Genomic DNA, 21,903 nt, shown 5'->3' with positions numbered 1-21,903 from the left:
ATAGAAACTCATTTAATCAGTGAAAAACCCCCTCAACACTAAGGCTAAGGAGGTTATATTTTCTGTGTTTTAATTGTCAAATCTTAGAGTTAAAATCAATAGGAATTAGGGCGTTATAACTTCACAATTGAGGATGATTTATCAACCCTAACTCCCAACTCCTAACTCCTAATTCTCTATGAGAAAAACGTTGATTTTATTATTCTTCTTCTCCGGTTCCATTTTCGTCATTTTCATAATCTTCAGACTCATCAACCTGTCCGACTGAGTTAGAAGAAACGACTGCACCGCCATCTAATTTTTCGCGAACTAATTTCTCAATATTCGCGGTAAATTCGGGGTTTTCTTCCATGTAAATAATGGTTTTTTCTCGACCTTGACCAATATTATCGCTGTTGTAGCTATACCACGAACCCTTACGTTTAATAATTCCTGTTTCTTCGGCTAAATCAACTAAACAGCCCAATGTTGAAATCCCTTTTCCGAAGATAATATCAAATTCAGCGATGCGGAAAGGAGGAGCTACTTTATTTTTAGCAACCTTAACTTTAGCCCGAATTCCATATTCATCGGAGCCTTTTTTCAGGGTTTGAATACGGCGAATATCGAGTCGAACTGAACAGTAAAACTTCAGCGCATTTCCGCCTGTTGTGGTTTCGGGGTTTCCGTAAGTAATTCCAATTTTTTGACGCAGTTGGTTGAGGAAAATAACCGTACAACCGGACTTACCAATATTACCAGTAATTTTCCGCAGGGCTTGGCTCATTAAACGCGCTTGTAACCCCATGTGAGCGTCTCCCATATCCCCTTCAATTTCTGCGCGGGGAACCAAAGCCGCTACAGAGTCAATTACCACAATATCAACTGCAACTGAACGCACCAGTTGATCGACGACTTCTAACGCCATTTCTCCGGTATCGGGTTGAGACACCAGCAGGTTCTCGATATCAACCCCTAAAACGGATGCGTAACTGGGATCGAGGGCGTGTTCTGCATCGACAAAGGCGGCGACTCCCCCGGCTCTCTGGACTTCGGCGATCGCGTGTAAGGCTAAAGTGGTTTTACCCGAACTTTCTGGGCCATAAATTTCAATTACCCGTCCTTTGGGGATTCCCCCACCCAGGGCTAAATCTAGGGTTAATGCTCCACTGGGAATGGTTTCGACTTTCATGCGGGGAGCATCGCCTAAACGGACGATTGATCCTTTTCCAAAGTTCCGCTCAATTTGGTTGAGAACTTGAGCTAATGCTTTTTGCTTTTCGGCGTTATCGCCAACTTTTGTAGCCATTCGTTTTGATCCCATTGTTACGATTTAGTAGGATTTTTTTATGCGGAGCCGGGTCAAACAGATATAATATGCTCGTATCTTACCAGCTTGACTGGCTTCTCACTCACCGCTCATTGGATTAATTTACAAGATGTGATAAAGCGTCTGTTTCCACAGCGCCGAGCTTTCGACTCGTTTTTAACTCACGTTTGCTCATTGTAACGAAGTTTGATGCTTTCATCAATATCAAAATTGGGCTAAATCGAGTTCAAATCCGGGTAACAAACTTTCTCCCGATAAACGACTGGGGAGTTGAACAATCTCAACAGGCTGACTGGGGCGATAAATCTCGACTTGTTGTTGTTGCGGGTTAACGAGCCACCCTAATTTTAGACCGCTATCAAGATATTCGGTCATTTTTTGTTGAAGGGTTTCGAGGGAATCGGTTCGCGATCGCAGTTCGATGATAAAATCTGGGCAAATGGGGGGGAATTTTTCTTGTTGTTCGGCGTTTAAGCTTTCCCACCGTTCTAATTTTACCCAAGCTGCATCAGGAGAACGATTTCCTCCATTGGGTAAACGAAAAATTGTTGAAGAACTAAATACTTTTCCGAGTCCGGTTTGACGGTTCCATAAATTCAAATCAGTGATCAAGTCGGCTTCTCTATTTCCACTCACTCCGCCAACAGGTGGCATAATTATAAGTTCTCCGGTTGGTGTGCGTTCGAGTTTCCAGTCTGAGTTAGCGCGACACAACCGATAAAATTGTTCGTCACTCAGATTAACTGTATCTAGATTCAAAATCAGTGGGGTCATCTTTAGCGTGTTGGTCAAAATTGGGCTAAATCGAGTTCAAATCCGGGTAACAAACTTTCTCCCGATAAACGACTGGGGAGTTGAACAATCTCAACAGCCTGACTGGGGCGATAAATCTCGACTTGCTGTTGTTGCGGGTTAACGAGCCACCCTAATTTTAGACCGCTATCAAGATATTCGGTCATTTTTTGTTGAAGGGTTTCGAGGGAATCGGTTCGCGATCGCAGTTCGATGATAAAATCTGGGCAAATGGGGGGGAATTTTTCTTGTTGTTCGGCGTTTAAGCTTTCCCACCGTTCTAATTTTACCCAAGCTGCATCGGGAGAACGATTTCCTCCATTGGGTAAACGAAAAATTGTTGAAGAACTAAATACTTTTCCGAGTCCGGTTTGACGGTTCCATAACCACAGTAAACCCATTAAGTCGGCTTCTCTGTTTCCACTTATTCCGCCAACAGGTGGCATAATTACAAGTTCTCCGGTTGGTGTACGTTCGAGTTTCCAGTCTGAGTTGGCGCGACACAACCGATAAAATTGTTCGTCGCTGAGATTAACCGTATCTAAGTTTAAAATCAGTGGGGTCATCTTTCGTTCCCATTAATTGATAATTGATTGCAAGAACAGTAAATTATGGTAAAGTAATAATCAGAGTAAAGTTGTCTTGATAGTCCGTTGAGAATTCAACTTTTTATAAACATCAGATTTAGGCTTGAAGCCCAAATACAAGCTTTTTAAAATTTAAAGATAATTATAACACTAACTATTTTAAGGAGAAACTCGTGTCAAATTTATCTCATTATTTTAATACAAAAAGCTGGAGTCGTCGCCAAGTTCTCACCTGGGGTTTAACTGGGTTGGGTATAACAGCAACAGCAGCAATATTGAATTCTAGTTTCAAAACTTCTTCATCGGTAAAAATTCCGCCGTTAGAAGAACAAAATGAAGCGACAAATCTTAATTTTAATCCGATGGCAATTTTGCGGGATTTTGATTATGGTAAAGTTCTACAAGAAAACGGTCGAACGATACGAGTATTTGAAGTTACTGCTAACAGTTCAACTTTGCAATTAAACTCGGCAATTTCTTTTATAAGTTGGAATTTAAACGGTCGAGTTCCTGGCCCAACTTTAAGAGCAAAAGCAGGGGAACGGGTGCGAATTGTGTTTCATAATGAAGATGGAAGTTCCCACAGTATGCACTTTCACGGGACTCACCCTGTCGAAATGGATGGCGTTAAACCCGTGCGTCATGGAAAGACAGAAATCTATGAATTTGAAGCCGAACCCTACGGAGTTCATCCCTATCATTGTCATGTTGCACCCGTAACCCGACATATTAGTAAAGGGTTGTACGGACTGTTTATTGTTGACCCGCCTGAAGGTCGTCCTCCTGCTGATGAAATGGTGATGGTTATGGGAGGTTTTGATATTAATAATGATCAAAAAAATGAACTTTATGCGTTTAATGGTATTCCCAATTATTATCGAGATCATCCCATTCGCATTTATCAAAATCAATTGGTGCGGTTGTATTTGTTGAATATGATTGAGTTCGATCCCGCAGTTACTTTTCATATTCATGCTAATATGTTTCAAGTGTATCGCACCGGACGCACATTAACCCCCAACGAAGAATCCGATGTGATTACAATGGGAACCGCAGAACGTCATATTTTGGAGTTTTCCTACTCTTACCCCGGTCGCTATATGTTTCATCCTCACCAAGATGCGATCGCGGAAATGGGTTGTATGGGTTATTTTGATGTGATTGCGACTTGAGAATTTTTCTTAAAATTTTCTAAAAGTTATTAGATTTTATTGACAAATCTTTGCATTAAATTTTAGCCTGGAAGTCTATTGTTGTCAATTGAGAAAACGGGCAGTTCACATGAAAAAGTCTTTAAAATCTGTAGAATTATTCTTAGCAACGGGTTTGGCTGTCTCTTTGGTGGCTTGTAGCAGTCCATCAACGACAGGGGAAGGGGGAGAGTCGGGAGAGACAACTTCTGTTGAAACGGTTACTCAAGGCGGTGAAGGCGGTGAAGGCGGAGAAGGCGGAGAAGGCGGCGAAGGCGGTGAAGCGGGTAGCAGTGGAAATCCTGATGTTGATTATATGACAACGTTGGGATTGATGAAAGGTCATCTGATTGTCGCCGAAGAACTTAGAGAAGCGGGAAACTACGAACAAGCTGAACCCCATATTGGACACCCGGTTGAGGAATTGTATGGCGGTTTAGAAGGTCAACTTGACGATCGCAATGTGCCTCAGTTTAAGTCTACTTTAAACCAATTGAACGATTTATCCAAGACGGCGCCGGCTCAACCCGAGACAGAAGCGGCGTTTGAGGAAGCGATGGAGTCTGTTAATACAGCCATTGTAGCGATTCCCGAGTCTCAGCGTCAATCTCCCGAGTTCGTAATGAATGTCATTAATCAAATGTTAGCAACGGCAGCAGAGGAATATCAAGCGGCTATTGCAGACGGGAAAGTGGTTGAACTGGCGGAGTATCAAGACTCTCGGGGGTTTGTGTTGTATTCTGAACAATTATATCAAAATATTGCCGATGAAATGCAGCAAAATTACCCCGAAGATCATCAAGTGATTATGGAAACCATGGCAGAATTAAAAGCGGCTTGGCCGTCTGTTACGCCCCCAGAAACTCCGGTTCAAACGCCGAGTGAAGTTCAAGGACTGGTTTCTAAGATTGAATTATACAGTTCTCGTGTTGCTTCCTCTCCGTCAACGGGTTCATAGGTTGGAATTTCGCCCGAGTTGCTCGGTGAGTTTGTAGAGGCTTACTCCGGTAGGTCTTTACATGAACCCGATTTGTTTGCGGGGACAATTTATGCCCAATCTTAGCATAAGAGTATTATAAAATAGATTTTGACAAAATACAAGTAGTTTGAGATGATTTTTTCGATTCCCGATGTTTTGACAGCCGAACAACTAAATTCTATTCAAACTCGTTTAGAAAAAGCAGAATTTGTGGAAGGGAAATTAACCGCAGGTTGGCACGCAAAACTGGTTAAAAATAATCAACAATTAAAATCGGGAAGCAGTTTATTAAAAGAACTAAAAACAGAAGTTGAACAGGTTATTAAACAGAATCTTTTGTTTCAGACAGCAGTTCGCCCTCGGCGTATTCATTCACTGTTATTTAGTCGGTATGAGGAGGGAATGTCTTACGGAACCCATACGGATAATGCGTTAATGGGGAGTCGTTTGTTACGTTCAGATGTATCATTTACGTTGTTTTTAAATTCTCCTGATGAGTATGAAGGTGGGGAATTAGTGATTGAAAGTGCGGATGATGAAAAAGCGTATAAACTGGAAGCAGGGGCGATGATTGTTTATCCATCTTCGACGTTACATCGAGTTGATACTGTGACAAAAGGAACTCGACTGGTTGTTGTCGGTTGGGTACAAAGTTTGGTGAGAGATGCGAGTCAACGAGAGATTTTATTTGATTTGGATACAGCGAGACGCGCGATGTTTGCGAGAGAAGGAAAAACCCCAGAATTTGATTTAATTTCTAAAAGTGTAGCCAATTTGTTGAGAAAATGGGCAGAATAAACAAATCAGTTAATATTGAGAGGATTTTTTGGGAAACCACAGTTCACCGAGTTTATAAAATAAGATAATTCCTAGTAAACTTGCCCCCAAATCGAGTAAACTAAAAGTACGATGGGGTAAAATTTGCTGTAGCATTTCCTCACCAATGGTAACGAGGGTAAATAAAAAAGGTCCAAACGGAATCGGATATTTAAAAACCATCATCATGCGTCTATTTGTGGCGCGATGACACACGAAAGAAGCAATTCCGTAGAGAAAAAAATGTCCGATAATATCATAGTTGGGAATTTTTTCAAGTTGCACTTTCGGGAGTTTTCCAAAATCAGCGACTAACATTATTGCAAAAATAAGCATCAAATAGAAGATAGCAATTACTATCCAACCACGCTGATTAATTTTCATATTGATAGCGGTAAAAACCTAATCTTTAAACTGCTATCGATGACTCCAACAGCGCTTGTGACCATTCCGGAAATATCTATTTTGCTTCCATCCAGTTGTCACCCGCGTGGATATCAACGAGTAGGGGAACGTTCAACGAATAAGCATTTTCCATCGTTTGTTTAATTTGCGGTTGTAATTCTTCCCATTCTTCCGGGGGAACTTCAAAAACTAATTCATCGTGAACTTGTAATAACAGTTTAGCGTTGTAATTTTGCAAAACATCCTGCAATTTTACCATCGCTATCTTTATAATATCAGCACTTGAACCCTGAATAGGCGCATTCGCCGCAGCCCGTAATAATTGCGCGTCATATTGACCTATTTTTTTCAATTCATCAAGATTAATTTTTTCTAATGGACTTCCTTTAAGTTCTTTCAGACTTGAACTTTCAAAATTGAAATAACGGCGACGCCCCAACAGCGTTGTTACATAACCTTGAGAAATTGCGGTTTTCTTTTGTTGTTCTAAATATTCAAAAAGCTGCTGATATTGTTCGTTAAAGCGTTCGATAAATTCTTTAGCTTTTGTAGTGTTGACTTTCATTTCTCTAGAAAATCTTAACGCCCCCATTCCATAAATTACCCCAAAGTTAATCGTTTTTCCAAAGCGTCGTTCTTCGGGAGTTACATCTTTTGGGGTTTCTTTTTCAAATAAAAACTGGGCGGTTACGGTGTGTATATCTTGCTCTTTTTCGTAGGCTTCAACTAATATCGGTTCATCACTTAAATGGGCGAGAATTCTTAACTCAATTTGAGAATAATCTGCTGATACTAATAACCATCCGGGTTCGGGAATAAATGCTTGACGTATTTGACGAGAAAATTCAGTGCGAATGGGAATATTTTGCAAATTTGGGTTAGACGAAGACAGTCTTCCAGTCGCCGTTATCGCTTGGTTAAAGTCAGTATGAATGCGTTGAGTTTGAGGATGAACTAACTCTGGTAAAGCATCAACATAGGTTGATTTGAGTTTAGCAAGGGTTCGATGTTCTAATATACTATCAATAATCGGATGATCACCCTTAAGCTTTTCTAAAACTTTAGCATCTGTAGAGTAACCTGTTTTGATTTTGCGGCTTTTCTTCGTACTGAGTTCGAGGGTTTCAAATAATAGTTTGCTGAGTTGTTTAGGTGAACCCAAATTAAATTCTGTTCCGGCTTCTTCATACGCACGTTTTTCGATTGTTTCTAACTGTTTATTAAGTTGTGATGAAAGTTGTTTGAGATAATCAACATTAATTCTAATTCCCTGATATTCCATTTCTGCGAGAACGGGTTCGAGGGGTTGTTCTACTTCTAACAATAGTTTATGAAGTTTGGGAAATGTTTGTAATTTTTCCCGCAGTTTGGGAACGAGTAAATATGTCGCATAAACATCCAAACCACAATATTCAGCAGCCGTGGGAATATCTAAATCTGCAATGGTTTGATTTTTAGTCAGAGAGAGTTCTTTATAACTTTTTGCGAGTATTCCCGAATCTAGATATTTGCGGGAAAGTTCAGTTAAATTATGACTATCATCAGGATTTAACACATAACTCGCTAACATTGTATCGAAGACAACGCCAGCCAAATTAATTCCTTGAACTTTGAAAATTAGGCGATCAAATTTTGCATTTTGTAGTGCTTTGGGATAGTTTTCGCTTTCTAAAATCGGACGTAAGGCTTCTAAAACTATCTCTTTTTTCAGTTGGTTTCCGGTTGTGTGTTCGAGGGGAATATAAGCAATATCGGTTTTTTTATTTCCCCAACAACAGCCAATTCCAACTAATTTTGCATCTCGCGGTTCTAAAGCAGTGGTTTCGGTATCCCAAGCAACGGGATTATTTTTATCGGTAAACGTTTCTAGGGTTTTAACTAATTCTTGTAACTGTTTTTCAGTTTGAATAATTTCAGGCTGAATTAACTTCTGTTCGGCGGTTTTTTGGGCGGCTTGAGTTTCTTCATAACTCCAAAAACTGAGTTCATCATTATGATCTGAGGGCTGATTTGATGAATTTTCAGACTCAGACTTCGAGAGATTTTCTTCAGTTGCGTCTACCGTTTCTTCAAAGACTTGTTGGCTTTCAACTTCTTCAACAAAAGACCAAAATTCCAACTCTTTTAGTTTGGGAATAATTTTGCTAAAATCTAATCGAGTAAAATCACAGTCATTAACAGAAATTTTTAACGGAACATCTTGAACAATTGTCGCCATTCTTTGGGAGTGATAGGCGGCTTCTTTTCCGTCTTCTAACTTTTTGCGAGTTGCGGCTTTAATTTTATCCAAAGAAGCATAAATTTCATCTAAAGAGTTATATTCACTCAAAAGCTGAACCGCCGTTTTATCCCCAATTCCGCGTACACCGGGAATATTATCAGATTTATCACCACACAACGCTTTATAATCAATCAATTGTTCGGGCTTGATATTGAGTTTATCAACAACATTTTGAATTTTAAACTCTGTAGTTTGGTTTCCTTTTCCGGGGGATAAATGCAACACACTAATCTTTTCATCCCCATCAATTAATTGAAATAAATCTTGATCTCCCGAAAGAACTTTAACAGAATATCCCGCTTCCCGTCCTTGTTTTGCTAAAGTTCCAATTACATCATCGGCTTCATATCCCACAGCCGTAATAATGGGAACATTTAACCCTTCTAAAACTTCTTGCAAATGACGAATATCTTCGATAAAATCTTCAGGAGTTTCCGAACGATTGGCTTTGTAGGTGGCGTCAGCTTCGTGGCGAAAAGTGGGTTCACGGAGGTCAAAAGCAATAGCTAAATAGTCCGGTTTGTAGGTTTTAATCGTATTCAGCAGCGAGTTGAGAAACCCAAAAGACACACTGGTAGGAATTCCCGTCTGGGTTCGTAGTCCTCCTGTCCGACTTTTCGCAAACGCATAGTAAGCGCGAAACGCCAAAGAATGACCATCAACTAAAATACAAACTGGAGAATTTGCCACGTCGAACCCATTAGACAGCAATAGATTTATTTTACCTTTGATTTGACCTCATCTTCAACCTCTTTCGGATGATCAAAAAAAGGTGCGTTAGACATCTAACACACCCTCAGTATAATCAATTTAATCGATTGTTTACTTACTTCGTTTCGGTGAAGTCAGCATCAATCACATCCTCGGAAGAACTACTGCTACTCGATGACGCCGAATCTCCAGCTTCAGGGCCAGGTGCGCCTTCACCCGGTGCGCCCTCAGCCCCACCTGCTTGTTGATAGAGGTTACTGCTGAGAGTATAAAGCGCCTGTTGTAAATCAGTGGTTAAGGTTTGGATTTTCTCATCATTATCTTGAGAAATCGCTTCTCTCAAATCCTTAATCATCCCTTCAATCTTGGTTTTCTCATCGGCGGGAACCTTGTCTCCCAGTTCGCTAATTTGTTTCTCAGCTTGATAAGATAAGGAATCGGCTTGGTTTTTGCGGTCAATTTTTTCCCGACGTTCTTTGTCAGTCGAAGCATTTTGTTCAGCTTCTTGAACCATCCGTTCAACTTCAGTATCGGGTAAAGTCGAAGCCCCAGTAATACTAATAGACTGTTCTTTCCCTGTTCCTTTATCTTTCGCCGTAACGTTGAGAATACCGTTGGCATCAATATCAAATGTTACCTCAATTTGAGGAACACCACGCGGCGCCGGGGGAATACCATCAAGGCGGAAGGTTCCCAAACTCTTGTTGTCGTTGGACATTTCTCGTTCCCCTTGAAGAACGTGAATTTCAACGTTTGTTTGTCCATCAACCGCAGTTGAGAAGACTTCTGACTTCTTGGTGGGGATAGTCGTGTTACGGGGAATAATCTTGGTCATTACGCCACCGAGGGTTTCAACACCCAAAGACAACGGCGAAACGTCCAGCAACAGAATATCTTTAACTTCACCTGCGAGTACACCCGCTTGAATTGCAGCGCCCATCGCTACCACTTCATCAGGGTTAACAGATTGGTTGGGGTCTTTACCCAATATCCGTTTGACCAATTCTTGAACCGCTGTAATCCGAGTCGAACCCCCAACTAATACGATTTCATCAATATTAGACTTGTTCAACTTAGCATCACGCAGAGAATTCTCAACGGGGATGCGACAACGGTCAATTAAATCCGCGCAAATTTCCTCAAACTTCCCTCTAGTCAACATCGTGTCAAGGTGTTTGGGGCCGTCTGGAGTGGCGGTAATAAAAGGCAGGTTAATGTCAGTTTGAGTCAGGCTAGACAGTTCTTTTTTGGCTTTTTCTGCCGCTTCTGTCAAGCGTTGTAAGGCTTGCTTATCTTTGCGGAGGTCAATTCCTTCATCCCGCATGAACTGTTCAGCCAGGTAGTCTACAATTTGTTTATCAAAGTCATCCCCACCTAAGTGAGTGTCTCCAGAGGTGGCTAATACTTCAAAAACACCATCGCCGACTTCGAGGATAGAGACGTCAAACGTACCGCCCCCAAGGTCAAAAACTAAAATGGTTTCATTGCTTTTCTTGTCTAAACCATAGGCCAGAGATGCCGCCGTGGGTTCGTTGATAATCCGCTTAACTTCAATACCTGCAATTTTACCTGCGTCTTTGGTGGCTTGACGCTGAGAGTCGTTAAAATATGCTGGAACGGTAATAACTGCTTCTGTAACCGTTTGACCGAGATACTTACTAGCATCTTCAACCAGTTTACGCAGAACTTGGGCAGAAATTTCTTCCGGGGCAAATTGCTTTTCACGGGCGGGACAATCGAGTTTAACGTTTCCACTGTTATCGCGGATAACTTTGTAGGAAACTTCTGCGGTTTCGTTTGTAACTTCTTCGTGTTTGCGTCCAATAAACCGCTTCACCGAATAGAAGGTGTTGTCCGGGTTCATCACGGCTTGACGCTTGGCGATTTGTCCCACCAATTGATCTCCGTTTTTAGCATAAGCTACAACAGAGGGAGTCGTGCGTAAACCTTCAGCATTCGCAATTACAGTGGGTTTACCCCCTTCCATTACAGCGACACAAGAGTTTGTGGTTCCGAGGTCAATTCCAACTACTTTTCCCATAAGGGTTAATTATCTCCAATGACTACATAGAATCTGATACTGTTACCGCCCTATTATTGTGGGTGCTTGACTCACTGCAAGTTACACCTGCTGATTCGATTGAGTCGCGAGTCCGGTTTGAATACAGTTTTTAAGATAGATTGCATATTTCTATACTGTGGGCGGTTAGTCCTTTTCTTGAAGGTGGGTTTACCGAACCTCGACGATGACGGTCAGACTTACATGGGTTTGTGCTTGTATGATTGTGTATTTACTACTGTAAGCAGTGGAATTTTATTCGGCCTTGTGGCAAACCGTATCTTACGGTTGTATTTGCCGTCAATTTTTTCTGTGAACAGTTTTTTTCCCAACTTCTGAGTTCTGAACTCCTGAACTTCTCAACTGCTATGATTGAACCCTTAACACCGTTATCTCGATTAGTTTTGGTTACTGGCCCTGCACGTTCGGGTAAAAGTGAATGGGCGGAAACATTAGCCCAAAATTCGGGTCAGTCTGTGATTTATATTGCCACTTCTCGGCTAGATTCCACTGATACAGAATGGCAAAATCGCATTCAAAAACATCAACGTCGTCGTCCGCCTGAATGGAAAACTCTAGAAGTTCCGGTGGAGTTGGCCGCAACGTTACAACAGATTTCTCAGCCCAATACCTGCATTTTAGTGGATTCTTTAGGGACGTGGTTAGCCAATCTTTTAGAACAAGACGATGAAGGTTGGCAACAGATTTTAGAGGGGTTAATCACAACTCTCAACCAAACATCAGGACAAATTATTTTTGTGGCTGAAGAAACTGGATGGGGTGTCGTTCCTGCTTATCCGATGGGTCGTCTATTTCGTGATCGTTTAGGAATATTAACCCGAAATATTGGGGCAATTGCTAATCCGGTTTATTTAGTGACAGCAGGTTATGTTTTAAACTTAAGTCAGTTGGGTTCACCGTTAAACTAATAATTTGAAACGTCATCAAACGAATTGCTGTCAATCTCAATACTTAACCATGAAATCTTCTACACCCATTCTCAAAGATTTAGTTCTCATTGGTGGCGGACATAGCCATGCTATTGTTTTAAAAAAATTCGGCATGAACCCCATCGCTGGAGTCCGTCTAACTCTAATTACAGACGTGTCTCATACTCCCTATTCTGGAATGTTACCGGGATATGTTGCAGGTTTATATAACTTTGATGAATGTCATATTGATTTACGTCCATTAACTCAATTTTCTCAAGCCAGAATGATCTTAGATCGGGCAATGGGTTTAGACTTAGAAAAAAATCAGGTTATTTGTGAAAATCATCCTCCGATTTCTTTTGATATTTTATCGATTGATATTGGCAGTAAACCCGCTACTTTATCTATTCCGGGTGCAACTGAACACTCGATTCCGGTTAAACCAATTTCTAAGTTTATTGACTATTGGAATACGGTGAAAAATAGTATAATTCAAAACCCCAATCAAAAAATGAGAATTGCAGTCGTTGGTGGGGGCGCAGGCGGTGTGGAACTAATTTTTTCAATTCAAGGATGTTTATCTCAAATTTATTCTAGCACGAATTCATCCGCGAATAAACTAGAATTACATCTCTTTCAACGAGGTGCAGAACTTTTACCCGAACGCAGTCAATGGGTCGGTCAAAAAGTTGAACAGATTCTCAGAAATAGAGGAGTTAAATTACATTTACAACAAACGGTAAATGCAGTCAAAGCAGAAGGAGAAGAAAAAATAATTAGTTGTGAATCTGGACTAGAAGTAAAATGTGATCGCCTATTTTGGGTGACTCAAGCTTCTGCATCCCCTTGGTTAAAACAAGCCGGATTATTAACCGATAAACAAGGATTTATTCAAGTTGATGATACATTGCGATCGCTATCTCACCCCCATGTTTTTGCGGCTGGAGATGTCGCGACGATGGTTAATCATCCCCGTCCCAAAGCCGGAGTTTTTGCCGTGCGTCAAGGGCAACCGTTGTTTGAAAACTTGCGACGGGCGTTATTAGAAAAAACGCTAAAACCGTTTACTCCACAAAAACAATTTCTAATTTTAATTGGGACTGGAAACGAAAAAGCAATCGCATCTCGTGGTATTATTGGATTAGGGCCTTATTCTTTTTTGTGGAGATGGAAAGATCAGATTGATCGTAAATTTATGGATCAATTCACCAATCTTGAACCGATGTCATATCAACCTCATCAACCAGAAAAAATTCAAGTTAAATCCCCAAAAATGCGGTGTTCTGGTTGTGGTTCAAAAGTAGGAAGTTCGGTTTTAAAAAATGTATTAAATAGAATTAAATCTGAAATACGAGAAGATGTATTAATCGGACTCAAAGAGGCAGAAGACGCGGCAGTTATTCAGGTACCAACTGAACAAGTCATCGTGCAAACAGTTGACTATTTTCCAGCGATCTTAGATGATCCGTTTATATTTGGAAAAATTACAACTCATCACTGTTTAAATGATCTATTTGCAATGGGGGCGACTCCTCAAAGTGCATTAGCAATTGTAACGCTTCCCTACGCAACTTCTACAAAACAAGAAGAAACACTGTTTCATTTATTATCAGGAGTAAACAAGGTATTAAATACTGTGTCAGCTTCATTAATTGGTGGACATACAACAGAAGGTGAAAAATTAGCTTTAGGTTTAACTTGTAATGGGTTTGCCATACCGAATAAACTCTTGAGAAAAGGTGAAATTAAACCCAACCAAGCACTAATTTTAACCAAAGCAATTGGCACCGGAACGTTATTTGCTGCGGATATGCAACTCAAAGCAAAAGGACGTTGGATAGAAGCTGCTATAGCGTCAATGCTACTCTCAAACCAAGCGGCTGCGGACTGTTTTAAACAATATAAAATTACAGCTTGTACTGATATTACCGGATTTGGGTTAATCGGACATTTACTCGAAATGATTCGGACATCTAGTGTTGCTGTTGAACTCAATTTAGAGGCTATTTCGATTTTAAAGGGTGCAAAAGAAACGACCCATAAAGGCATTTTTAGTTCCCTATATCCCGAAAATTATCAGTTCTCAAAAAAGATTAAAAATCAACAACAAGCAAGCCAACATCCCCTTTACCCGTTGTTATTTGACCCTCAAACTTCGGGGGGTTTACTCGCTTCTATTCCTCTAGAACACGCCAACTCTTGCCTAAATCACCTCAAACGTTTAGGATATGTAGATAGTTGTATTATTGGTCAGGTTCAACCCCAGAGTCCCGGGATATTACCCATTACAATTCAACTTTAACTATATGAATAAATTTAGCATTAAAGTTGCAAGTTTGATTTTATTGTTAACTCCGGTATTTTCCGAAAGTATTCCAGCCCAAAAATTCGTATTTGCTATGACTCAAAATCAACAATCTCAGCAAATCAAGGGAATTTTAGATGCTAATTCGACCTTAGAAAAAATAGCAGAGGGATTTCGATTTGTAGAAGGCCCAGTTTGGCATCCCGAAGGTTTTCTCTTATTTAGTGATATTCCTGACAATACAATTTATCAATGGAAACCAAACGAACCTGTTAAAGTTTTTCGTCAACCGTCAGGAAATGCCAACGGAAATACATTAGATTTACAAAACCGTTTAATTACGGCTGAACATTCAAACCGTCGAGTTTCTCGCACTGAAAAAAACGGCGAAATTGTTACTTTAATTCGTGAATATCAAGATAAAAAACTAAACAGTCCGAATGATTTAGTGGTAAAATCAGATGGAAGTATTTATTTTACTGATCCGCCCTATGGAATTAAGTCAGACCAAGAAGAATTAGGATTTTATGGGGTTTATCGACTGGCACCGGATGGAGAGTTAATATTACTGATTGATGATTTTGTGCGTCCAAATGGGATTGCTTTTTCACCCGATGAAACCCAACTTTATGTGAATGATTCTCAGGAAGGTCATATTCGGGTATTTGATGTTAAACCCGATGGAACGTTAACGAACGGACGTATTTTTGCCACTCAAAAAGACCCCAATAAAAAAGGGGTTCCTGATGGGATGAAAGTCGATAGTTTGGGAAATGTTTACAGTACCGGGCCGGGTGGAGTGTGGGTATTTTCACCAACGGGGGAGAAGTTAGGCGTTATAGAAACGCCAGAAACAGCCGCTAATTTAGCGTGGGGAGATGCGGACTACAAAACCCTTTATATTACAGCGAGTAGCGGTTTGTATCGAATCCGGTTAAATGTGGAAGGGATTAAACCGGGAAATTAAATCATACAAAAAATCCCTCGGTTATTACGACCAAGGGATAATAAGCATTAATAAACCTAGACTAAGCAACAATTTCTTCGACTTTTTTTTCTTCAGCTTCTTGGGCTTCTAGTGCTGCTTTTTCCTTCAAATATTCAGCAAGTTGTGCTTCAATTTGATCGCGAACAATTTGGCGATAGAAGTAGAAATGTTCTAAATGACCACAGATGGAAATATAGTGAGCGAAAAGCTTAGGATTCTTTCTGAGAATATCGACAAAATAAATCCAGAATGTCCAACGGGTTTTACGAACAATACCTTGACGCCAACAGATTGTTAAAAACGCTTTCAATGTTGTTAGATCAGTCAGTCGGCGACGAGTTACAGGATTTCGCGGTTCGCCCACTTTTAGAAAGTAGCGATGAACTCGATCTAGATACACTTGAGGATCATAAAGATGCCAAAAACCCTCCACATATTCTCGGGCAATTTCTTCAATGGGACGAGTCGGGACAAAGTTCATTAATGTCGTTTGGTTGATATTTGCACTGGCATTTAGTAGCCGTCCCTCTTTTTCTAAACGATGCCACAAACCTGTATTGGGGAGCGCTTGCAACATACTAAACATTGCCATTGGAATTCCGGTTTCTTCCACAAAGCGAACAATGCGATCGCCTGCTCCGGCTTTTTCCCCATCAAAACCAATAATAAACCCGGCCATTACATCCAACCCGGCTCGCGAAAGTTTATTAACAGATTCAGAGAGAGAGTCCCGAGTATTTTGAAACTTCTTGGTCAGGGTTAAACTGGCTTCATCCGGGGTTTCAATCCCCAGGAATACAGAATAGAAGTTCGCTTCAACCATCAATTCTAGTAATTCTGGATCGCCTGCCAAATCAATCGAAGCTTCAGTAAAGAACCGGAAAGGATAGTCATGTTTATGCAGCCAGACTTTTAATTCTTTCAACAACAACTTAACATTGCGTTTGTTACCGATAAAATTATCATCGACTAGAAAAACATTTCGTCGAAAACCAAGTTCCTGGAGACACTCAAGTTCAGCAATAATTTGAGCTGGTGTTTTTGTACGCGGCTTACGACCATAGAGGACAATAATATCGCAAAATTCGCATTGAAAGGGACAACCGCGAGAAAACTGAATGGCGATTGTTTCATAGAAATCTTTCTCCAACAGATCAAAGCGAGGAATAGGTGTTTGAGTCACATCTGCTTTTTCGCCATTGGAGGTAAAAACTCCACTGGTTTCACCTCGTTTATAGGCTTCGACAAACATCGGCAAGGTGATTTCACCTTCATCTAAAATCAAATAATCAGCACCCGCTTCTTCGAGTTCATGGGGTAGAGAAGTCGGATAAGGGCCACCCACTGCCACCGGTTTACCCCGTCGTTTTGCTTCTTGAATTTGAGCGATCAAGTCATCTTTTTGAACAATCATTGCAGACATAATTACAAGGTCTGCCCATTCCCACTCGGCTTCTGTTACCTCTCGAACATTACGGTCAACAAGTTTATATTCCCACTCTTGAGGTAATATTGCGGCAACTGTAATCAAGCCCAAAGGAGGCAATAATGCTTTGCGTTCAACCAAAGCTAGTAGTTTTTCAAATGACCAAAAGCTGGGTGGAAAAAGGGGATATAAAAGTAAAGCTCTCATAATTAATCTACTTCGTGTTGTAATGAACAGTTAACGCCCAAACTCTCTAAAATGCACAATAGCAGGTATGATGAGATTCATGTTCTCGGGAATTTGTGCAGAGATTTGGTAGAACAAATTGTATGTTGTTCAAGTTTGAGAAACTCAAAACTTTAACTCCAGTCAAATTCAAGCTTATTATTATTTCCACTCAGCCGTTCTTCTACTTACCTGAAGAATTATTAGAGCATGAGAAACAATTTAGCGGAATTAAAATTTTGACATTCTTCCCGAAATGAATGACAAAACTCTGCTTTTAAATGATAACAGGAATTGAGCGATTCATTCCCAAGAGGTTAGCTTTTCATAATGAATGACTAACCTCTATTTTTACATTCAATGCTCGTGCATTTTCTCCACTTCTTCTGCGAGAATATCAACCGTTGAGCGAATTTGATCTTCGGTGTGATTGCAAGTAATAAAAAAGCGAAGACGAGCGCCGTTATGGGGAACAGAGGGATAAATCATAAAGGGTACATTAATCCCTCGTTTAAATAAATTTTGGGACAATTGTACCGACTTAAGAGAGTCACCCACAATAATCGGAATCACAGGAGAATCCTTGCTGGTTCCCGTGTTCAGACCTTTTTGTTTAGCCAACTCTAAGAACAACCGAGAGCGTGCTTGCAGTCGAGTCACTCGTTGGGGTTCAGCCTTCAACACCTCAATTGCAGCTAATACCGAAGCTGCATTAGGCGGAGAAATCCCCACGCTAAAGACAAAACCGGGAGCCGTATACTTGAGATATTCAACCACAGCCTGCCCGCCTGCAATGTAGCCCCCACAACTGGCAAAAGACTTACTGAGAGTTCCCATCCACAAATCAACATCTCGCGCATCAATACCGAAGTATTCGCTAATTCCCCGACCAGCCGCGCCTAAGACACCAATCGAGTGCGCCTCATCCACCATCAAAAAAGCTTTATGACGCTTTTTAATCTCAATAAATTCAGGCAAGTTCGGAATATCACCATCAGTGCTGTAAACGCCCTCAACGATAATCAAAACCCGTTTATAACGGTGGCGGCGTTCCTGGAGAACTCGACGGGCCGCTTCCCAATCATTATGGGGAAAAGCAACAGCCGTCGCACCCGAGAGCAAACATCCTTGCAGAAGACTATTGTGACTGAGACAATCATGAACAATCAGATCATTTTGTCCAAACAAATGACCCACCGTTGTCACATTAGTGGCATGACCCCCCACAAAAACAACACTATCTTCCGTCCCAATAAAATCGGCAATTGCCCGTTCTAGCTCTCGGTGGAGAGGCTTTTCTCCCGAAACCAACCGACTGGCAGACACCGAAGTTCCATAATGATCAATGGCATCTTTAGCGGCTTGAGAAACAACCGGATCACCCGACATTCCGACGTAATTGTAGGTGGCATAATTAATCAGTTCTCGTCCTGCCACAATCGTCGTATTGCTATTCAACGCTTCTTGAGGCGTGAAGAACGGGTTATTAATCCCCAGGGCGGCAATTTCCTGTTGTTGCTGCTTGAGCTTGCGATACTCCGGATAATGTTCAAAACAGTAGTATTCTAGAGGAATTTCAGAAGGGGTTGCTAATTTCGCCTTCTGACGCAATAACTCAGCCAACAGCGATCGCTTTTCAGTCGATGTAAGATGGGCAATTCGTTCTGATGTGTGGGTCATTAATGACTTTCCTCTTCTGACAACATCGAGTTTAAGAGATCATCGACCTCTTCATCGGACATTTGATCCAGTCGTTCTAGGAGTTCCTTTGCCTTTTCAGGAGGAATGTTGTCTCTAGAAGGGTTAATGCTGGCATCGCGTGAAGTGTCCTCTGCCAAATATTCCGATAATGTTGCCACATTTGGATAATCCCAAAGAATTGTGGGGGGCAACCTTCGCCCCAGTATATTTTCCAAATCCCCAGACAGGTTAACAGCCTCAATCGAGTTTAAACCATAGTTAGCAAAATCCTCGTCGAGATCAATCTCATCCGGTTCAAGTCCCAGTCGTTCTGCCAATTGAGCGATCAACCATACTTGAATTGCCTGAGCATCCTGAGATAATACAGGGGAGTCCACAGGAGATTGCGGATTGAGCGTTATCCCCATTGGCTCTGGAGCCGTTTTTCCATTCAATGACTCGTTTAACAGTTGCATGATTCACTCCTCCATCACGCTAAAAATTTAGCATCACTCCAGTTTACGGGGTAGCCCTGGGAAATTTCTCGCCCTGTGTGTCCCCTGTGTTTATCCGTGCTGAATTCTAATTTTCGATTTGGGCAAGACATGATGGTTATTTTGCCATGACAGCCATAAAAGTAGAAGGATTTACGATAAAATCTCCAGATTTCGCCAAAAAGCAAAATTGAGATAGCCTATTTTTCCGCTCAATTGGCATCATCTTCCGGATAAAATTTCCCCAATGGTCAAAAATAGCGATCAACAAAGACGGACTAACCCCTTATTCTTCAATGGTGTTGAGCGTTTGGGCGAGAAAACTCGCTCGACAGACATGGCGTTGAATTTTACCACTCGATGTTTTCGGAATTCCGCCCGGTTTAAGCAATGCGATCGCATACACTTGTAAATCATGGTGTTGTGACACCGCTCGGCGGATTGACTGGATCACCGCTTTCACTTTTGATGACTGTGTTGCCCCATTCTCTGAGGGAGTGTCTGCCCAACGGTTTTCCCGATAGTGACGTTCAACCTCTGCCACAATCACCAGGCGTTCTTCTCCGTCTACCTCAACTGAAAAGCTCGCTGAACAATTGGGTCGTACTAGAGAATGACTTTGTTCCACACTACGTTCGAGATCTTGCGGGTAATAATTGCGACCATTAATGATAATCACATCTTTTAGTCGCCCAGTGACAAATAATTCACTGTTTGCTAAAAACCCTAAATCTCCCGTTCGTAAAAAAGGCCCAGATGAGGACTCGGCAAGTGTCGCCTGAAAGTTTTGTTTTGATTCTTCTGTTTTTCCCCAATATCCTTGGGCAATACTTGGCCCACAAACCCAAATTTCTCCGACTTGATGATCCTTACAAAGTTTTAAGGTCTGAGGGTCAACAATCACAATTTTGTGATCGGCCAGGCTTTGACCACATCCGACTACCGTGCGACGATTTTCGGGAGTGACTTGATCATAGACGACCTGATTTTGTGCTAAGGCTGTGGCTTGTACAGTGGCTAAAACAGGTTGAGCGTTCTTTTCCCCGCCACTGACTATTAAAGTCGCTTCGGCAAGACCATAACAGGGGTAAAACGCCTCTCGCCGAAACCCATAGGGGGCAAATGCTTCGGTAAAGCGTTCAATCACTTCGTCGTAAATGGGTTCTGCCCCATTAAACGCTAATTCCCAACTGCTTAAATCTAAACCTTCTCGCTGCGCCGGAGCAATCTTTCGCACACACAAATCGTAGGCAAAATTTGGGCCACCGCTAGTCGTCGCCTGATCACGAGAAATGGCTTCTAACCAACGCAAGGGACGTTGTAAAAACATCAACGGTGACATCAACACCACACCAAACCCTCCATATAGGGGTTGCAATACGCCCCCAATTAAACCCATATCGTGATAGGGAGGCAACCAAATCACCCCTTGACTTTGGGGAGAATGACCAAAACAGCGATGAATTGCTGCTAAATTTTGTAATAAATTACCATGAGCGATCATTACCCCTTTGGGTGTTGCAGTCGAACCGGAGGTATATTGCAAAAAGGCAAGGCTATCCGAGGTTAAAACGGGTTCTTGCCAGTGGTCAGCGAACGTTTCGAGGGTATCGGTCGCCACCCAATGCAAAGTTTGAAGCGACTGAACTTGTTCGAGTTGTCGGTTAATCAGAGATAAAATAGACTGACTCGTGAGGGCAACTGTTGCTTTAGAATCGGCTAATATCGCTTCAATACGCTCTAGTGAACGGTTGGGTCGAGGCGGATAGGCTGGAACTGCTACCACTCCAGCATACAAACAGCCAAAAAAAGCACTAATGTAGTCTAAACCGGGTTGATACAGCAGTAATGCCCGTTCTCCGGGCTGACAGATCGATTGTAAATGAGCGGCGATCGCCCTAGACTGTTGATCTAAAGCTTGATACGTTAAACTCACTTCCTGAGTTTCACCGTCTAACAAAAATCTGTAGCCGACTTGCTCAGACTCGTGGGTTGCTCGGGCGCGTAGAAGGTCAACGAGAGTGTTGATTTCAGGATGATCTGAACTATTCATTCAGAAGCCGTAATTTTTTCACTTAACCAGGATACAGAGTTTCTCGACCGTCGTCAGTATTTTCTGGACAGTTCTTTCGCGCTGTCAATTGGCGCGGCTCCAAAGCCATCATCTATTCTATGCGGAAATGTTGTCGAAACTGATGGAAACATTTACAATGCTGTAACTTAACGACTGTGTTCTGATCGCCTATTCCTCCCTATTACAGCTTTTTGATCTAGTCTTTCCTGTTCCTGTCGGGCTAAACCGCGATAACTCCCATGAACTCAAGCCATTTACTCTCTCCTTTCCCCAATAGCTGGTTTCGGATTGCCACAAGCGATGAACTTCCAGCTAAAGGTGTATTACCCTTACGCTACTTTGGTCAAGATTTTGTCCTGTTTCGGGCTGAAGACGGAACGCCTCATTTACTTGACGCCCATTGTCCCCATTTAGGCGCTCATCTGGGGTACGGAGGGACGGTGGAAGGAGAGACAATTCGCTGTCCGTTTCATGGTTGGCAATGGAATTGTCAGGGGGATTGTGTCAAAATTCCCTATACGGATAAATCGCCTCAAACTCAAATTAAAAGCTGGCCGGTACGAGAATTGAATGGCTTGATTTTTATGTATTATCACCATCAAGCTCAAGAACCCGACTGGGAAATTCCTCAAGTTCCTGAATGCTATTCT

The 21,903-nt window shown here is 41.6% G+C and carries 17 protein-coding genes; 7 read left to right on the top strand and 10 right to left on the bottom strand.

Annotated elements, in window-relative coordinates; genetic code table 11:
• Positions 1 to 199: 199 nt before the first annotated feature.
• The 3 genes from recA to M595_RS24065 form a co-directional block, all read right to left on the bottom strand.
• The gene (recA, locus tag M595_RS24075; protein WP_023069120.1) at positions 200 to 1,288 is read right to left on the bottom strand and encodes a recombinase RecA; all 1,089 of its coding nucleotides are present in this window, start codon (positions 1,286 to 1,288) and stop codon (positions 200 to 202) included.
• A gap of 225 nt (positions 1,289 to 1,513) precedes the next feature.
• Positions 1,514 to 2,083, bottom strand: coding sequence for a Uma2 family endonuclease (locus tag M595_RS24070; RefSeq protein ID WP_023069122.1), 570 nt, complete (start codon positions 2,081 to 2,083; stop codon positions 1,514 to 1,516).
• Positions 2,084 to 2,097: 14 nt separating this feature from the next.
• A complete protein-coding gene (locus tag M595_RS24065; protein ID WP_023069132.1) occupies positions 2,098 to 2,667 on the bottom strand; it encodes a Uma2 family endonuclease in 570 nt (189 codons plus the stop codon).
• Between the two features lie 194 nt (positions 2,668 to 2,861).
• On the opposite strand from M595_RS24065, the gene M595_RS24060 reads away from it, so the two are divergent.
• From M595_RS24060 to M595_RS24050, 3 genes are all read left to right on the top strand, one after another.
• Positions 2,862 to 3,860: a multicopper oxidase domain-containing protein gene (locus M595_RS24060; RefSeq protein WP_023069125.1), complete on the top strand. Its 999-nt coding sequence runs from the start codon at positions 2,862 to 2,864 to the stop codon at positions 3,858 to 3,860.
• 109 nt (positions 3,861 to 3,969) lie between these two features.
• Positions 3,970 to 4,836: a 4-helix bundle domain-containing protein gene (locus M595_RS24055; RefSeq protein WP_023069137.1), complete on the top strand. Its 867-nt coding sequence runs from the start codon at positions 3,970 to 3,972 to the stop codon at positions 4,834 to 4,836.
• A gap of 153 nt (positions 4,837 to 4,989) precedes the next feature.
• Complete coding sequence (locus M595_RS24050; RefSeq protein WP_023069127.1) at positions 4,990 to 5,655, top strand: Fe2+-dependent dioxygenase; 666 nt, start codon at positions 4,990 to 4,992, stop codon at positions 5,653 to 5,655.
• Between the two features lie 9 nt (positions 5,656 to 5,664).
• On the opposite strand, the gene M595_RS24045 is transcribed toward M595_RS24050, so the two are convergent.
• From M595_RS24045 to dnaK, 3 genes are all read right to left on the bottom strand, one after another.
• Complete coding sequence (locus tag M595_RS24045; RefSeq protein WP_040484601.1) at positions 5,665 to 6,057, bottom strand: VanZ family protein; 393 nt, start codon at positions 6,055 to 6,057, stop codon at positions 5,665 to 5,667.
• 76 nt (positions 6,058 to 6,133) lie between these two features.
• Entirely contained in the window at positions 6,134 to 9,049 is a 2,916-nt protein-coding gene (polA, locus tag M595_RS24040) for a DNA polymerase I (protein WP_023069131.1), read from the bottom strand.
• A 136-nt stretch (positions 9,050 to 9,185) separates the two neighbouring features.
• Entirely contained in the window at positions 9,186 to 11,111 is a 1,926-nt protein-coding gene (dnaK, locus tag M595_RS24035) for a molecular chaperone DnaK (RefSeq protein WP_023069128.1), read from the bottom strand.
• 386 nt (positions 11,112 to 11,497) lie between these two features.
• Between dnaK and cobU the strand changes: the two genes are divergently transcribed.
• From cobU to M595_RS24020, 3 genes are read left to right on the top strand one after another with little or no spacing between them, the layout of a single operon-like run.
• A complete protein-coding gene (gene cobU / locus M595_RS24030; protein ID WP_023069139.1) occupies positions 11,498 to 12,058 on the top strand; it encodes a bifunctional adenosylcobinamide kinase/adenosylcobinamide-phosphate guanylyltransferase in 561 nt (186 codons plus the stop codon).
• Between the two features lie 49 nt (positions 12,059 to 12,107).
• The gene (locus M595_RS24025) at positions 12,108 to 14,363 is read left to right on the top strand and encodes a slr1591 family oxidoreductase (protein ID WP_023069126.1); all 2,256 of its coding nucleotides are present in this window, start codon (positions 12,108 to 12,110) and stop codon (positions 14,361 to 14,363) included.
• A 4-nt stretch (positions 14,364 to 14,367) separates the two neighbouring features.
• Positions 14,368 to 15,333 carry an SMP-30/gluconolactonase/LRE family protein gene (locus tag M595_RS24020; protein ID WP_023069138.1) on the top strand — a complete coding sequence of 322 codons (966 nt, stop codon included), beginning with the start codon at positions 14,368 to 14,370 and terminating at the stop codon, positions 15,331 to 15,333.
• A 61-nt stretch (positions 15,334 to 15,394) separates the two neighbouring features.
• Here the strand turns inward: M595_RS24020 and M595_RS24015 are convergent, their stop codons facing one another.
• The 4 genes from M595_RS24015 to M595_RS24000 form a co-directional block, all read right to left on the bottom strand.
• Positions 15,395 to 16,987, bottom strand: coding sequence for a B12-binding domain-containing radical SAM protein (locus M595_RS24015; protein WP_023069124.1), 1,593 nt, complete (start codon positions 16,985 to 16,987; stop codon positions 15,395 to 15,397).
• A 375-nt stretch (positions 16,988 to 17,362) separates the two neighbouring features.
• Positions 17,363 to 18,685: an aminotransferase class I/II-fold pyridoxal phosphate-dependent enzyme gene (locus M595_RS24010; RefSeq protein WP_023069129.1), complete on the bottom strand. Its 1,323-nt coding sequence runs from the start codon at positions 18,683 to 18,685 to the stop codon at positions 17,363 to 17,365.
• The gene (locus M595_RS24005) at positions 18,685 to 19,161 is read right to left on the bottom strand and encodes an acyl carrier protein (protein ID WP_023069136.1); all 477 of its coding nucleotides are present in this window, start codon (positions 19,159 to 19,161) and stop codon (positions 18,685 to 18,687) included. Before M595_RS24005 ends, M595_RS24010 begins: the two co-directional genes overlap by 1 nt.
• 304 nt (positions 19,162 to 19,465) lie before the next feature.
• Positions 19,466 to 21,232 carry a fatty acyl-AMP ligase gene (locus M595_RS24000; protein ID WP_023069135.1) on the bottom strand — a complete coding sequence of 589 codons (1,767 nt, stop codon included), beginning with the start codon at positions 21,230 to 21,232 and terminating at the stop codon, positions 19,466 to 19,468.
• Between the two features lie 260 nt (positions 21,233 to 21,492).
• Between M595_RS24000 and M595_RS23995 the strand changes: the two genes are divergently transcribed.
• A partial coding sequence (locus M595_RS23995; RefSeq protein ID WP_023069134.1) for a Rieske 2Fe-2S domain-containing protein occupies positions 21,493 to 21,903 on the top strand: 411 nt, incomplete at its 3' end.

It is taken from the genome of Lyngbya aestuarii BL J, from assembly GCF_000478195.2.
Taxonomy (GTDB): Bacteria; Cyanobacteriota; Cyanobacteriia; order Cyanobacteriales; family Microcoleaceae; genus Capilliphycus; species Capilliphycus aestuarii.
Note: the sequence above shows the minus strand (reverse complement) of the source record. Positions and strands in the feature narration are given on the sequence as shown.

Excerpts from the sequence above, each read along its gene's own strand:
- M595_RS24070 (WP_023069122.1), bottom strand. The coding sequence starts at position 2,083 with ATGACCCCACTGATTTTGAATCTAGATACAGTTAATCTGAGTGACGAA.
- dnaK (WP_023069128.1), bottom strand. The coding sequence starts at position 11,111 with ATGGGAAAAGTAGTTGGAATTGACCTCGGAACCACAAACTCTTGTGTC.
- M595_RS24055 (WP_023069137.1), top strand. The coding sequence starts at position 3,970 with ATGAAAAAGTCTTTAAAATCTGTAGAATTATTCTTAGCAACGGGTTTG.
- M595_RS24065 (WP_023069132.1), bottom strand. The coding sequence starts at position 2,667 with ATGACCCCACTGATTTTAAACTTAGATACGGTTAATCTCAGCGACGAA.
- M595_RS24010 (WP_023069129.1), bottom strand. The coding sequence starts at position 18,685 with ATGACCCACACATCAGAACGAATTGCCCATCTTACATCGACTGAAAAG.
- cobU (WP_023069139.1), top strand. The coding sequence starts at position 11,498 with ATGATTGAACCCTTAACACCGTTATCTCGATTAGTTTTGGTTACTGGC.
- M595_RS24025 (WP_023069126.1), top strand. The coding sequence starts at position 12,108 with ATGAAATCTTCTACACCCATTCTCAAAGATTTAGTTCTCATTGGTGGC.
- M595_RS24050 (WP_023069127.1), top strand. The coding sequence starts at position 4,990 with ATGATTTTTTCGATTCCCGATGTTTTGACAGCCGAACAACTAAATTCT.
- M595_RS24015 (WP_023069124.1), bottom strand. The coding sequence starts at position 16,987 with ATGAGAGCTTTACTTTTATATCCCCTTTTTCCACCCAGCTTTTGGTCA.
- M595_RS24020 (WP_023069138.1), top strand. The coding sequence starts at position 14,368 with ATGAATAAATTTAGCATTAAAGTTGCAAGTTTGATTTTATTGTTAACT.
- M595_RS24000 (WP_023069135.1), bottom strand. The coding sequence starts at position 21,232 with ATGAATAGTTCAGATCATCCTGAAATCAACACTCTCGTTGACCTTCTA.
- M595_RS24005 (WP_023069136.1), bottom strand. The coding sequence starts at position 19,161 with ATGCAACTGTTAAACGAGTCATTGAATGGAAAAACGGCTCCAGAGCCA.
- M595_RS24045 (WP_040484601.1), bottom strand. The coding sequence starts at position 6,057 with ATGAAAATTAATCAGCGTGGTTGGATAGTAATTGCTATCTTCTATTTG.
- recA (WP_023069120.1), bottom strand. The coding sequence starts at position 1,288 with ATGGCTACAAAAGTTGGCGATAACGCCGAAAAGCAAAAAGCATTAGCT.